Origin of the sequence: Acetobacterium carbinolicum (assembly GCF_047456275.1) — a bacterium.
Classification (GTDB): domain Bacteria; phylum Bacillota; class Clostridia; order Eubacteriales; family Eubacteriaceae; genus Acetobacterium; species Acetobacterium carbinolicum.
The window spans coordinates 2459123-2473235 of sequence record NZ_CP173357.1 but is presented as its reverse complement, the minus strand read 5'-3'; the positions used below and the strand labels follow the sequence as shown (position 1 = coordinate 2473235).

Here is a 14113-nt window from a genome sequence, read left to right as displayed (position 1 = left end):
GAGGTGAGGGTGTGAATAAACAAGAACTCCTGCGCTTATCCTGGGAGAATCTCTGGCGGATGAAATTTCGGACCATTCTCACCATTATTGGGGTGGTTATTGGCACCTCATCGATCATCGTAATGGTATCCATCGGTACGGGCGCTCAGAAAAGCATTACGGATGAACTCTCTGGTATTGGTTCAATCACGACGCTACAGGTTTATCAGGATCTTTCCTCCATGGGAGTGACTTCGATGGGCGGTGGGAAAACAGACGATAAGCTGATTCTCAACGATGATGCCATCAAAGATCTGAAAAAAATTGATGGCGTCGTGACGGTGACGCCAGTCGTGAATCTCAGTGGTGCAAACATTGAGGTCAAGCGTGAACAGTATGGGGTGTCGCTGATGGGGGTGGATTACGGTGTTTTAAAAGATATGCGCTACGAAACTACCAGTGGCAGAAAACCCGGTTCGAATGATAAAAACAGTGTTATTTTGGGGAAAGATGTGCTAACTAGCTTTACCTATACCGGGGCATCGGCTCAAGCGGAAAAAAGCGAGATAAAACCGGAAGATCTGATTGGTCAGAATGTTAATCTCATCATCCGGCGCACCAATGAAAATGGTGAAGAGGAGATAAAAAACCAGAAACTGAGGGTTACCGGGGTACTAGAATCCACTGGTGGCAACGAGGACTATGCGATCATTGCTGATTATCAACTGGTGACCGATTTAAATGAGTGGCAGACAGGGAAGAAAGCCAATGTCAAGAAACAAGGTTACACCCAGGTACTGGTGACAGTGGAAGATTCGTCGGTTGTTAATGAGGTTACGAGTGAAATTGAGACAATGTCGTTTACGGTCTTTTCAATGCAACAAATTCTTGATTCCATGGGCTCAGTTTTCCAGATGCTACAGATTCTTCTGGGCGGTATCGGGGGAGTGGCACTTTTAGTTGCCTGCATTGGGATCGTCAATACCATGACCATGTCCATCTATGAGCGCACCAAGGAAATCGGAATTATGAAGGTCATCGGGGCATCCATTACGGATATCCGCAATATGTTTATTGCTGAATCCACCATGATTGGACTAATTGGCGGTATGGTGGGAATTGTGATCAGCCTGCTTCTTTCGGTGTTGATTAATCTCATTGCCGGTCTTTTTATTGGTGGCGGTGGTGGGGTAACGATCTCCTACATTACACCGGGATTGGTGCTCTTTGCGTTGGTGTTTTCGGCCCTGGTGGGGCTTCTATCGGGGGTAAGACCTGCGATCAAAGCGGCGAACCTTAGCTCTCTGGATGCAATTCGCAGTGAATAGTGGCGGATAAAGTCAGATTATAATAATGAAATAAAAAGTATCATTGACTGTAGCTGAAGTGCTTAAGTGTGTGAAGGATTTATCAACTAAAACAATATAAAACTGAAAAAGAGAAGGAGTAACCATGAATTATTTAAACTTACTAATTAATCCTGTGAAATTTTTTAAACAAGCTGCTGAAAAAGAAAAACAGTCACTGTTAATCCCGATTTTGATTATTGCTATCATCGGGGGGTTAACCGGCGTGATTGCCGCAAACACGGCGATCAGCATGGAGCTTCCCGCTGATCAAATGGGAATGATAAAGATGATCAGTATTGTCACAGCGGTTATTTTCACAATAATCGGCGTGTCGGTTGGCATGGTGGTCAAGGCTGCCATTTTTAACCTGGTGTTAAAAAAAATGGGTGGGGAAGGTTCTTTTAAAACCGCCTTTTATGTGGTGGGGCTTAACTATTTCCCCAAGATTTTCCAGAGTGTTCTCAACATTTTCTTTCAAAAACCGGTTGACATAACCAAGGTTTATGAAATGGACTGGATCGCTTTTTTGGGCGGAATCATCAATGTCTTTAATATCTGGCAGATTGTGTTGACGATTATTGGTCTGGCTATTTTTTATGGTGTAAGCTACAAAAAAACGGCCATTCCAGTGATCGGACTAGAAGTCGTCGCAGCAGGACTGAGCCTGGGGTTATCACTGATCAGCCTTAATTCTGTAGCTGGATTACAACCCACGGCAATCAGCTAGAAAAACAGGGGGAAAAGGATGGGAATCGGTATTGATCTAGGCGGCTCGGCCATTAAAGGCGGGATCGTAGACAATTGGGGAGTGATTCAGGAAGAACGAAATAAAAAAACCCGAACGCATATGGGGTATGATCAGGTACTAGACGACCTGGGGTTATTAATTAAAGAACTGCATCAGCTCTCGCCAGAAGAAACGGTGGTGGGAATCGGTATTCCGGGAATCCTGTCACCGGATGGCGGAACCATTGTTTCCTGTCCCAACCTTAACTGGAAAAACCAACCGTTAAAAAAAGACCTCGAAACCAGGCTTGGGCTTGAAGTACGGCTGGTTAATGACGCAACCGCCGCCTGTATTGCCGAAGCGGCTTTTGGCAGCACCCGGGGGAAAAAAAATTCGGTGATGCTGACCCTTGGTACCGGTGTTGGCGGTGGGATGATTATCAATGATCGGGTCATATTTGGTGCTCATGGCGTGGCATCGGAAGTGGGTCATATGATTATGGAAGAAAATTTTTATAACTGCAATTGTGGGAAAAATGGTTGCCTGGAGACCTTTGCTTCGGCAACAGCACTGATCCGGTATTGTCAGAAACAATTGGATGATGGCATGGATTCAACCTTAAGAAGTATGAATAGCTTTGACGGTAGAGAAATTTTCGGGGCGGCCAAAGCTGGCGATGCCTTGGCGTTGGCGGCGGTTAATCGTCTGGCCCGATATCTGGGCTGGGCCATTGCGAATATTAATGATCTTATCGATCCGGAAGTATTTACCATCGGCGGCGGTTTATCGGGTGCCGGAGACTTTTTACTGGGTAAAATAATCGCTGAGACAAAAAGTCGTTTAACCTACCCTGCATATGCTATACCAGAAATTGTGTTAGCCAGATTTAGAAATGAGGCGGGTATGATTGGGGCCGCTCATCTTAGTCGTTTCATTTAAGGCAATTTGTTTTTCGGTGAATAAAAAAGTATGAAATAATTGAATTTTTTAAAAAAATCATTGAAATAAAAGTAAGAATGATTATAATAGAATTAAGTCATATTATGATAAAGGAGAAATGCAATGCAAAAATTTGAATGTGATATCTGTGGTTATGTATATGACCCGGAAGTAGGTGATCCAGACAACGGGGTAGCAGCAGGAACTGCTTTTTCTGATATTCCAGAAGATTGGGTCTGTCCAGAATGTGGCGTTGATAAAAGTGCTTTTTCGGAAGTTTAATCAAAGTTAAGTAAATTAAAAGTAAGCGAAGCGACACGTTCAAAAGTAGCTTCATAAGTGTAAAATTTAAACCAAATCTGGTTTAAATTTTACACTTTTTTTTATTGCACGGTATTCTCTTAAAGATCGGACATTCCATACAGAAAAATACCTAAAATAGCAATATAGTACCTATTATTTGATGCCGATATGTTATACTCTTAATTATAGAAGGTGTTTATACGATTACATTTGTTATACAAAGGGGGGAGAACGTTGAAAGAAGTGTTTAGTAGCGTCAGGTGCGGAAGCGCATCCAGCCGGGCGCATTTAATCCAGCTGGTGGATAAAGAAATCATTATCAAAATATTAGATGCGTTTACCAATGTTACAGGATTAACTGCTAACATCGTTGATATTGAAGGGCACTCCATCTTTTCTAAAAAAGATGCCCAGAAAAATTGCGAATTTTGCCATATGATTTGGAAAATGGAAAAGCAAAAGGGAATCAGGCGATGTGTTGGGGCCTATGCCCGGGCTGGAAAACAGGCCGCTATTTTTGATGAACCCTATATTTTTCGTTGCCCGGCGGGATTGATCGAGTGGGCAGCACCAATTATTTTTGATGAAGAACATCTGGGTACCATTATTTGTGGACAGGTATTGATGTGGGAACCGGAAGAGTTTTTTTGGATTGAGTTAGAAGAAATGAATCGTTTTTTAACCGATGATTTTACAGCCTTGTTTGAGGCTGCGAAAAAGCTCCAGGTCGTATCAGGAGAAAAGGTTCAGGGGGCAGCATCGCTGCTCCATGTCATTGCCAACTACATTATTAAAACAGGTGGAGAAAGTTTGCACCATAAAAAAGAAATTGAATTGCAACAACTGTTATTAAATGAGGAAATTCAAACCCGCAAGAATTTGGAAGAAAAGCTCAATAGTCAGAGCCTTAGTTTTTTTCTGGAAAAAGAAAAAGCATTAATCGGAAAAATTAAGCTTAGCGACCTGGAGGAGTGTCGGAAGCTCTTTAAGGTCATGTTAGCTGATATTTTCTCCAGCGAAGAGGAAAAGCTTTTGACCATGAAAGGTCGCGTTTACGAATTAGTGGTGGTCATGTCCCGGGCCTGTGTAGAAGCTGGGGTTGATATTGAAAAATCAATGGGATTTAATGCCAATTTATTACAAGAACTGAATAATTGCTATAGTATCCGGGAAATTAATATTGTTGCCAATTCTCTGCTGGAACGGTATTTGGATGAAATTCATCATCACAGCAAATCAAAAAATCGGGCCGCTGTTGAAGGGATCAAAGGATTTATTCGAAATAACTATGCCAAAAATAACTCCTTGGAAGAAATTGCAGATTCAGTCTATCTCAGTCCTTTTTATGTCAGTCGAATTTTTAAAGAAAGCCAAAATATGACGGTAATGGACTATGTTACCAAGGTAAAACTGGATGAGGCAAAAAAAATGCTCAGTAATCCCCGTTATAAAATTGAAGAAATTGCGATGTCTCTGGGTTATAGCGATGGCTCTTATTTTTCCAAGGTTTTTCGTCGTAATGAAGGAATGACACCAACACAATTCAGACAAAATCTATAAAAGGAGAATCACAGTGGATGGTTATATAAAAGAAATTCAAGAAGGTTTAATTGAAGGGGATGCAGAAGTGGTCAAAAACTTAACGGAGCAGGCCCTGAATATGGGAATTTCGGCAGACGTGATCATGGCGAATGCCCTTATTCCGATGATGGAAGAAATTGGCAATGAGTTTAGAAATGGGAATATATTTATTCCGGAGGTACTGATGTCTTCCCGGGCGATGCACGCAAGTTTATATGTTTTAAAGCCACTGATTGTTGAATCCAAAATCAAACGAAAAAAAGGGTTGGTTATCATTGGAACTGTTGCCGGAGATCTTCATGATATTGGCAAGAATATGGTGTCAATGACGCTTCAGGGCGATGGTTATGAGGTTATTGACCTGGGAATTGACGTGCCAGCCTCATCATTTGTATCGGCGATTCTGAGGTATAAGCCGGATGTTCTTGCGATGTCGGCACTTTTAACGACGACAATTGGTGAGATGAGGTATGTGACGCAATCGATTGTTAACGAAGGTATCAGAGATCGGATTAAAATAGTGGTCGGTGGCGGACCGGTTACTCAGGATTATGTGGAAGAGATTGGGGCAAATGGCTATGGAAAAGATGTTTTCGGAGCAATCGATATTGTCAATAAATTATTGGGAAATAAAGTAGGGTATTTCAATGTGTGATAAAAAGAGTGAGTTATTAAATGGTAGACCGCCGATTATTCTATTCACTGGCTTTCTCGGTTCGGGTAAAACGACGATGCTGCTAAAGACCATTGAAATGCTGGCTGCGGCAGATAAAAAATGTGCCATCATTATTAACGAAATTGGTGATGTGGGAATTGATAATCGGCAGATGCGAATGCTTGGCTATGACGTGCTGGATTTATTTGGTGGTTGTGTTTGTTGCACCATGAAGGTGACCCTGGAAGTGACCATTAATCACTTGCTGGAGAAGTACGAGGATCTGGACTATATCCTATTTGAACCCTCAGGTATGGCCAACCCATCTTCGATGTATCCGGTGATTACTAATTGCGGCTATCATGAGGATGAGATACAAAATATCTTTATTTTTGATCCAACCCGGATTGTTTTATATCAAAAACGTCTGAACCAGCTGTTGAACGATTCGATCAGTCTGGCGAAATGTGTGGTGATTAACAAGATCGATCAGGTGAATGAGGAGGAGATAGGTGCAGTGGTAGAGATGATAATGGCGATTAAGCCCGGGATTAGAACATTTAAAATGAACATCAACAATGAGTTGAGCCGGGAATTTAAACAATTTTTTTAGAAAGCAGGGAAGAGATATGTATCAGGATGAATTTTTGCCGGTGGTTTTTAACGTCCGGCTTTCATCGAATCAGGCTTTGCCAGTCGAAAAATGGCGGTCACGGATTTATGATGTACTACATGTATATGTTGACCAGATTTGTAAAAATGAAGAGCACATGATCGGACATATTAAGGCACTGGCGCAGATTGATGAGCATGATTTTATTAAGTATAGCTGTGTCAGTAGTAACAATGTGATTAATAGTAAGTTACATGGAGAGCATAAAGAAGTCTTTAATATAAATATGATTGTGAACTCGCTGGTATCGAATATCAGCGAAAATGAAAGCCGTGTTTTTCTTGAGCGGTCATGTAGATCCTTAGAAAAGCGAGATTCGATTATCAGTATCGCAATTGAGAACACGCAAGAGCGACCAGTAAGTCATCATCACCATGATCATGGCGATGGTGACGATTGCCCAATCTGTAATAGTCACCACCATAACTAATAAATTTGTATGATTTGCACAATTGATGTTATTTACAATAAATAACATCAATTGTGCTTATTTTATGCTGATAATAAAACTAAAAAGCAATATAGTACCAAATTTTACAAAAAACGTCTAATGACGAAGAGTAAAAACAAGCGTATGATAAGAGTATAAAATGAATTTTAGAAATCCTGCAGGTACTAAAATTTAAATCGAACTCAAGGAGGGGTAAATTAGTTCTTTCGAGACTATAAAAAATGATGATCGATTATAAAGCGTTAATCTGTTGCATAGAAAATCTTGATGGTGATAAGATCGTAGAAATAATAGATGATTTCGTCGCTTCTAATCCAACAAGGGATGAAGGGATCGACGTGATGAAAGTTTGTCAGATGGGTACTGAAAAAGTTGGCGTTTTGTATGAAAGAGGAGAATATTTCGTCAGTGATTTATTAGTTGCAGGGGCACTTTTAGAAGAAATAAAAGAAAAACTGCAACCGATTATTGGTGAGGACATCAGGAGTTTTAAGTCTGGCCGAATTACCCTTGGATCGGTATTTGGAGATGTACCTGAACCAGGAGAGATTGTTTTAGCTAAAATTGTACAGCTGGCTGGCTTCACAGTCATTAAATCCAGAGCAAAAGTCTCATAAAAGGGGAATTGAATTTAAAATTAGGAGGAAAAAATGGTAAAGAAGTTTGATCAATTAGCAATTAAAAATTTGGACGATTTTGTATACGGGACCTGTCCCAATCCGGTCACGACTAAAAGTGGCATGGTTATTGGAGGTGGTATTGTTTATCCCGAAATTAACTTCACCTTACCAGGTATGGATGTCGACGATGAAACCTTGCCCAAAGCTGTGGGTATTTATACCGATATCATCGACGGGGTATTAAAACGGGCAGCAGAATTGTATTCTCCCGGCGTTTTAGTAGAGTTTGAATTATTACCGGAATTTACCCATTTCCCTAAATATGGTATTGAAGTTAACCGTGTTCTATTAAATGGAATGAAAGAAGCAGCCGAAAAATACGGCTTAAAATCTGCTCTTCGAACCACACCGAATGATTTAAGAGAGTTTGATCGTCCGCCCATTATGCGTAGTGGGCAATACTGGGAAACCATGCTGGAATTGTACGAACAATGTGCTAAAGATGGTTCCGACTTCTTTTCGATTGAATCAACCGGCGGTAAAGAAGTTCATGATGATGCCCTGGTAAAAGCTGACATTCGATTAGCTATTTTTGCCCTTGGGATATTGGGCTGTAACGATATGGAATTTTTATGGAAGCATCTTGTCGAGCTGGCAGAAGCAAATAACTGCTTTGCAGCCGGGGATTCGGCTTGTGGTTATGCTAATACCGCCATGGTCCTTGCAGAAAAAGGTTTTATCCCCCATGTGTTTGCGGCCGTGATTCGTGTAACTGCGGTTCCACGAGCTTTGGTTGCCTTTGAACAGGGTGCTGTTGGTCCAAGCAAAGATTGTGCTTATGAAGGACCTTACATCAAAGCAATTACCGGTTGTCCCATTTCTATGGAAGGTAAAAGTGCAGCCGGTGCCCATTTAAGTCCTGTTGGCAATATCTCAGCAGCACTAGCAGATACCTGGAGTAACGAATCGATTCAGCAAGTTAGATTGTTGTCAGACATGGCCCCAATTGTTGCGATTGAACAGCTTAGTTATGATGTCCGTCTGATGAATGCGGCCACAAAAAATGGACAACAATTGATGTTCCGGGATTTATTGGTTCAATCGGATTCAGCGCTCGATGTTCAAGCCTATGTGTTACGACCAGATGTGGTATTACGAATCAGTGCCGAGTTAGTTAAGGAACAGAATCATTTCTTAAAAACGCGATTAGCGGCCAAATTAACGGTTGCCGAGCTTAAAAAGGCGATTGTAGAAGGAAAAGTAAAAAGTGATAAGCGCGATATGAAGTGGCTTGATAAAATGGAAAAACAAATCGACAGTATTCCCGATGATCCTGATGAATTTTACAGTCAAATGAAATCGGTGCTTAACATGGATAAATTCATCCCGAGTGAATATGGTTTATAATTCTTTAGCTAAAACAAATAATTCTAATCGTGTGAAAATGATAAAAAAATCGAAATGTGAACAAGGAGGATTAATATGGCAACTTTACAAGAAGTATCCCAATGTGTTTTGGAAGGTGATTTAGATAACGTAAAAGTACTGGTTCAAGCACTTATTGATGAAGGCACAGAACCAATCGTGATAATTAATGAGGGCCTGATTGCCGGCATGAACATTGTCGCACCATTATTTAAAAGTGGTGAAATGTTTGTTCCCGAAGTTATGGAATCAGCCGATACCATGAACGAAGGCATGAAATTGGTAAAACCCTTGATTATGGACGGTGACATTCCCAGTAAAGGAAAGATGATTATTGGAACCGTTAATGGTGATTTACATGATATTGGCAAGAATCTGTTAATCATGATGGTCGAAAGTCGCGGCTATACTGTAATTGATCTTGGTGTTGATGTGAAGGAAGAAGATTTCTCGGCCGCCATTAAAAAACACAATCCTGATATCGTTGGGATGTCATCAATGTTAACAACGACAATGATGAAGATGGAATCAACCATTGCGCAAATTAAAAAAGATGGACTCCGGGATAAAATTAAAATTATCATTGGTGGCGCTCCGGTAACCCAGGAATTTGCAAATGATATAGGCGCTGATGGTTATTCAATGGATGCATCCACAGCAGTTGAACTGTGTGACCGGATGATGAGCAGTCCGGAAGAATTAAGCGCATAATAAATACATAATAATAGGAGGAGACAACAATCATGCTGACAATTGTAGGTGAATTAATCAATACGAGTCGACCCGCTGTAAAAGAAGCCGCTAATAATCGGGATAAAGATCTGATCATTGATCTTGCCGTCCGTCAGGCCAAGGCCGGAGCTACATATATTGATGTAAACTGTGGGAATATGATCAATAATGAAGATGAAATCATGGAATGGCTAGTAAAAACGGTCCAAAGTGCTGTTGAAATACCCCTATGTATCGACAGTCCAAGCGCTTCGGCACTGGACATCGGCTTAAGTCTCTGTAAGTATGGTCGACCCATGATCAATTCCATATCGGATGAAGAGGAACGATATGATGCTGTAGCACCGCTGATTGGTAAATACGATGCGAAAATTGTGGTGCTCTGCATGGACAGTACAGGGATGCCTGTAACATCAGATGATCGCATGAAGGTTGTTCATAAACTCCATGAGAAATTGACTCAGGAAGGGGTTAAGGAAGATGATATGTATTTTGATCCCCTGGTAAAACCGATTAGCAGTGTGACGACCGCTGGGGTCGAAGTATTAGAAACCATCAAAAAAACGAAAATGGAATATCCGAACGTACATTTCATGTGTGGACTCAGTAATATTTCGTATGGTCTCCCGAATCGAGCGATTCTTAATCGGCTCTTCGTTGTTCAGACCATGACACTGGGGATGGATGGCTATGTTCTGGATCCAACGAACGACAAAACCATGGCCGATATTATCACCGCTAAAGCGTTGCTGGGTATGGATAATTACTGCGGCGGCTACATTAAAGCCCATCGAAAAGGTCTACTTGGCTAGAATTTAATATCTGAGATTTACTCCAATCGAATCCTATCAAAAAAAGTCGGCCTAATTGCCGGCTTTTTTTAATGGGATAAAAGATGGTAATTCGATCAATAAGCGGATTTAAAGAAATGACTTACCTAAAAAATCAAAATTTCGATGAGTTTTAACATTAAATTTTTCAAAATTGTGATAAAATAGAAAAAAGTATGTGAGGTGACGTTTATGATCAAGCGATTTTCAGTAATTTATATTGGCTCTATCCGGTGTGAACTAATCGTGGGACAGCGGGGAAAAGGGTGCATTAAAATATTAGATCGAGCCATGTTTCCCATTAATTTCGGTAGTCAGAGTTTTACAAAGGGCGAGATTTCATTTAAATCTGTTTATGCATTATGTCAAACGATTAATGCCTATATCGAAATGTCTAAAACTTATGGCGTTGAATCGATAAAAATATTTGGTACAACAGCGCTTCGTGAAGCAAGGAATCGGCTTTATATCCTTGAGCAGATTAAAATTAATACCGGCGGCTATGAGGTTGAAATTCTCGATAAGGAAGAAGAAACGCATCTTATTTATCGTCACATGGTGTTAAAGTGTGATCCGGAATTTGACATTATCAATGAGACCAAAGCGGACCAGATGCTGGCATCAATTTCTAGTGGGAATGTGTCGGTGGCGCTGTTAAAAAATGGTATTATTGATTATCATCAGACCGCCCAGTTGGGTTATCTCAAAATGAAGGAAATCCTTAAGTCCATTGAAGAAAATTCGGAGCGGTTCGAAACCCTGCTCATGGAGTTTATCTCCATCAATACCCAGGATTTTGTTGAAAATATCAGAAAGCGTCAGATTAAAAGGCTCTTCGTATCCTCCCATGAAGTCGATGTAATTGCACAACTTTGTGGTTACACCGAGCGTCAGGACTACTACCGTGTAAATGCCAAAGAATTTGGCGAGTTATGCCAAACAGCTGGCGATCTGACCGTTAATCAATTATTGAAGAAGTATCCGCTCTTGGATCAAAATGAGGCTGAAACCCTGAATCATACGCTGATGCTTTATCTAAAACTGTTGGCAGAAACGGGGGTGGATACGTTTATACTGATTCCGATGGTCATTGGGGATGCCTATTTAGACTTTCAATTTCAAATTACTAAAAGACAGCAACTTATTGAATGGATTGAAGCGGGCAGTTATCTATCGGCAAAAACCATCGGTAAAAAATATCACACCAGTCACAAGCATTCGGAGTTTGTCGAAAAAATCAGCTTAAAGATTTTTGACTCCTTAAAGAAATACCATCAACTTGGAAAAAGGGAGCGCCAGCTTTTATCGATGCTTTGTTATCTCATGGAAGTGGGGAGTTTCATTGATCATAAGAATTTTTGGGTTCAGAGCCGGTATATTATTGAAACGACTGATATCATCGGGGTTACTGAGGAAGAGAAAGCCGTAATGGGAATGGTGGCAGAGGCGGTTAAGACAAATTTCATCAAAGAAGAAGAAAAAATGCATTCAAATGATGAAAAAGAGCAGTTGCTGGTTGCTAAACTGGCGGCAATTCTCAAACTGGCCATTGCCCTTGATAAAAGTTATCAGCAGAAAATTCAGAATATTTCCTGTCTCGTCAGAGATGAAAAATTAGTGATCAGCTTGACGACCGGGAAAAATTTTCAATTGGAAGAGTATTTTTTTAAGGCAAGCCGAATGACCATGGAAAATGTCTATGGCATTAAACCGATATTAAAGATTAAGAGGGTTGAATCATGAAGAGTAGTTTATTGATAAATAGAGAGATCAGTTGGTTGGATTTTAATTATCGGGTCCTGGAAGAAGCGTATGATAAAGGTAATTTGGTTATGGACCGGCTTAAATTTTTAGCCATTACAGCATCCAATTTGGATGAGTTTTTTATGGTTCGGGTGGCCGGCATCATGGATCAGATTAATGTAGGCTATAACAAAAAAACGGTGGATGGCTTAACCCCCACTGAGCAATTAACAATTCTCAATGGCATCACTCAGGAAATGATGGCCAAACAATATACCTGTTTATCAAAATCGATCATACCGGAACTGAATCAGAATAATATCTTTTTTTTGAGTTATAATGAGCTGGATGAAGAGGGTAAGGATTTTGCCCTTCATTATTTCAGGCACGAATGTTACCCGGTTTTGACCCCTCAGGCGATTGATAACAGCCGTCCCTTTCCTTTGGTGAAAAACAACCAGGTTTATCTTTGTATTATGCTCCATGATACAGAAGCAAAGGTAAAGGATGAAAAGGATTTTTTGGCCATCCTCGAGATTCCCAAGGTTTTGGATCGGATTATTGCGTTGCCCAGAGCTGAAGATTCCAAGATTCTTAATTATATTTTTGTTGAAGATCTGATCAGTCCCTTTGTTAATGAGTTGTTTACTGGCTATGATGTCAAACAGGTCAGCGAATTTCGAATTACGAGAAATGGTGACTTGGCCATCGATGAGGATGAAGCCGAAGATCTACTGATCGAAATTGAGAAATCCATTCAGCAGCGTAAATGGGGGGCCAGTATCAAACTCGAAGTTACGAAAGACATGAGCAAAAAAATGAAAAAATGGCTCATGAATGAGTTGGAGATTGCTGAAAGTGAGTTGTATGAGCTTAAGGGGAATTTAGATCTGAGCTGTTTTATGAAATTTCAGAGCCGTAGTGAATTTAGTGAACTGAGGGAACCACGTTATACTCCGATGATTTCCAATGAATTTTATGGAGCGACTGATATTTTTGAGGTGATCCGAAAAAAAGACCGCTTGCTCCACCATCCTTACCAATCTTTTCAAACAGTGGTGGATTTTGTTAAAGCAGCATCGATCGATCCGGATGTGCTGGCCATTAAACAAACACTTTATCGCGTCAGCGGCGATTCTCCTATTATTGAAGCCTTGATCCAGGCGGCTCAGTATGGCAAACAGGTAACCGTCCTGGTAGAACTTAAAGCTCGTTTTGATGAAGCCAATAATATTGTTTGGGCAAAAAAATTAGAACAGGCCGGGTGCCACGTGATTTATGGTTTGGTAGGACTAAAAATTCACTGTAAAATGATCTTGGTGGTGAGAAAAGAATCTGATGGGATCAGACGCTATGTGCATCTGGGTACGGGAAACTACAATGATGTGACTGCAGGTCTTTATACTGATATGGGGATGTTTACAGCCAAGGAAAGCTATGGATCCGATGTTTCGACGCTTTTTAATCTGCTCTCCGGATATAGTCACTATGCGCTTTGGAAAAAAATTGAAGTGGCGCCTAAAACCCTGCGAAATGCTTTTTATATTGCCATTGACCGGGAAATTGAGAACATTAAAATGGGTGAAAAAGGAAAGATTATTGCAAAAATGAACTCACTAGTGGACGAAGGCATTATCAATAAGTTGTATGAAGCATCTCAGGCTGGGGTTGAAATTAAACTGATTGTTCGCGGGATGTGTTCGCTTAAGCCGGGCTTGCCGGGGATCAGCGAACAGATTACTGTTCATAGTATTGTGGGAACCTTTCTGGAACATAGCCGAATTTATTATTTTTACAATCAGGGCAAGGAAGATATTTTTCTTTCGAGTGCGGACTGGATGGAACGAAACTTGAATCGGCGAATCGAAACACTCTTTCCAGTCGAGGAAGAGAGCCTCAAGAAGGAAATCAAACATATATTGGATATTACCTTAAAAGATACCGTTAAAACTCGGTTAATGACCGAAACCGGATCGTACATACGCATTGACAAACGTGGAAAAGAGCTGATCTCCTGCCAGGACTACTTCTGCAATGAAGCAGAGCAAGAATTTGAACAGGCCAGGAATCAAGCAGTTTTATTACAGAATATTGAGGGAGAATAGA

The 14113-nt window shown here is 40.7% G+C and carries 14 protein-coding genes; all 14 read left to right on the top strand.

The annotated features are described in order from the left end of the window. The first annotated feature begins 11 nt into the window (after positions 1–11). Complete coding sequence (locus tag ACIZ62_RS11450) at positions 12–1307, top strand: ABC transporter permease (protein WP_414150183.1); 1296 nt, start codon at positions 12–14, stop codon at positions 1305–1307. A 124-nt stretch (positions 1308–1431) separates the two neighbouring features. Continuing rightward, the gene (locus ACIZ62_RS11445) at positions 1432–2055 is read left to right on the top strand and encodes a Yip1 family protein (protein WP_111886526.1); all 624 of its coding nucleotides are present in this window, start codon (positions 1432–1434) and stop codon (positions 2053–2055) included. An 18-nt stretch (positions 2056–2073) separates the two neighbouring features. Next, positions 2074–2994, top strand: coding sequence for an ROK family protein (locus ACIZ62_RS11440; protein WP_414150182.1), 921 nt, complete (start codon positions 2074–2076; stop codon positions 2992–2994). A 123-nt stretch (positions 2995–3117) separates the two neighbouring features. Beyond that, positions 3118–3276 carry a rubredoxin gene (rd, locus tag ACIZ62_RS11435; protein WP_111886528.1) on the top strand — a complete coding sequence of 53 codons (159 nt, stop codon included), beginning with the start codon at positions 3118–3120 and terminating at the stop codon, positions 3274–3276. Between the two features lie 264 nt (positions 3277–3540). Then, positions 3541–4857: a PocR ligand-binding domain-containing protein gene (locus tag ACIZ62_RS11430; RefSeq protein ID WP_242988656.1), complete on the top strand. Its 1317-nt coding sequence runs from the start codon at positions 3541–3543 to the stop codon at positions 4855–4857. 13 nt (positions 4858–4870) lie between these two features. After that, entirely contained in the window at positions 4871–5533 is a 663-nt protein-coding gene (locus tag ACIZ62_RS11425; protein WP_111886530.1) for a B12-binding domain-containing protein, read from the top strand. Next, a complete protein-coding gene (locus ACIZ62_RS11420) occupies positions 5526–6146 on the top strand; it encodes a GTP-binding protein (protein ID WP_414150181.1) in 621 nt (206 codons plus the stop codon). Before ACIZ62_RS11425 ends, ACIZ62_RS11420 begins: the two co-directional genes overlap by 8 nt. Positions 6147–6162: 16 nt before the next feature. Continuing rightward, positions 6163–6636, top strand: coding sequence for a hypothetical protein (locus ACIZ62_RS11415; RefSeq protein ID WP_111886532.1), 474 nt, complete (start codon positions 6163–6165; stop codon positions 6634–6636). A 242-nt stretch (positions 6637–6878) separates the two neighbouring features. After that, on the top strand, positions 6879–7274 hold the full coding sequence (locus ACIZ62_RS11410) for a B12-binding domain-containing protein (RefSeq protein WP_111886533.1): 396 nt from the start codon (positions 6879–6881) through the stop codon (positions 7272–7274). Between the two features lie 33 nt (positions 7275–7307). Continuing rightward, a complete protein-coding gene (locus tag ACIZ62_RS11405) occupies positions 7308–8684 on the top strand; it encodes a methyltransferase MtaB domain-containing protein (RefSeq protein ID WP_414150180.1) in 1377 nt (458 codons plus the stop codon). A 75-nt stretch (positions 8685–8759) separates the two neighbouring features. After that, positions 8760–9413: a B12-binding domain-containing protein gene (locus tag ACIZ62_RS11400; RefSeq protein ID WP_111886535.1), complete on the top strand. Its 654-nt coding sequence runs from the start codon at positions 8760–8762 to the stop codon at positions 9411–9413. Positions 9414–9448: 35 nt separating this feature from the next. Continuing rightward, positions 9449–10246: a methyltetrahydrofolate cobalamin methyltransferase gene (locus ACIZ62_RS11395; protein WP_111889644.1), complete on the top strand. Its 798-nt coding sequence runs from the start codon at positions 9449–9451 to the stop codon at positions 10244–10246. A 210-nt stretch (positions 10247–10456) separates the two neighbouring features. Continuing rightward, complete coding sequence (locus ACIZ62_RS11390) at positions 10457–12007, top strand: exopolyphosphatase (RefSeq protein WP_111886536.1); 1551 nt, start codon at positions 10457–10459, stop codon at positions 12005–12007. Beyond that, positions 12004–14112, top strand: a complete 2109-nt coding sequence (locus tag ACIZ62_RS11385) for an RNA degradosome polyphosphate kinase (protein WP_111886537.1) — start codon at positions 12004–12006, stop codon at positions 14110–14112. The genes ACIZ62_RS11390 and ACIZ62_RS11385 overlap by 4 nt, the downstream gene beginning before the upstream one ends. Position 14113 lies beyond the last annotated feature (1 nt).

Coding starts and splice junctions, on each gene's coding strand:
- ACIZ62_RS11415 (WP_111886532.1), top strand. CDS start 6,163: ATGTATCAGGATGAATTTTTGCCGGTGGTTTTTAACGTCCGGCTTTCA.
- ACIZ62_RS11420 (WP_414150181.1), top strand. CDS start 5,526: ATGTGTGATAAAAAGAGTGAGTTATTAAATGGTAGACCGCCGATTATT.
- ACIZ62_RS11390 (WP_111886536.1), top strand. CDS start 10,457: ATGATCAAGCGATTTTCAGTAATTTATATTGGCTCTATCCGGTGTGAA.
- ACIZ62_RS11410 (WP_111886533.1), top strand. CDS start 6,879: ATGATGATCGATTATAAAGCGTTAATCTGTTGCATAGAAAATCTTGAT.
- ACIZ62_RS11405 (WP_414150180.1), top strand. CDS start 7,308: ATGGTAAAGAAGTTTGATCAATTAGCAATTAAAAATTTGGACGATTTT.
- ACIZ62_RS11385 (WP_111886537.1), top strand. CDS start 12,004: ATGAAGAGTAGTTTATTGATAAATAGAGAGATCAGTTGGTTGGATTTT.
- rd (WP_111886528.1), top strand. CDS start 3,118: ATGCAAAAATTTGAATGTGATATCTGTGGTTATGTATATGACCCGGAA.
- ACIZ62_RS11400 (WP_111886535.1), top strand. CDS start 8,760: ATGGCAACTTTACAAGAAGTATCCCAATGTGTTTTGGAAGGTGATTTA.
- ACIZ62_RS11445 (WP_111886526.1), top strand. CDS start 1,432: ATGAATTATTTAAACTTACTAATTAATCCTGTGAAATTTTTTAAACAA.
- ACIZ62_RS11440 (WP_414150182.1), top strand. CDS start 2,074: ATGGGAATCGGTATTGATCTAGGCGGCTCGGCCATTAAAGGCGGGATC.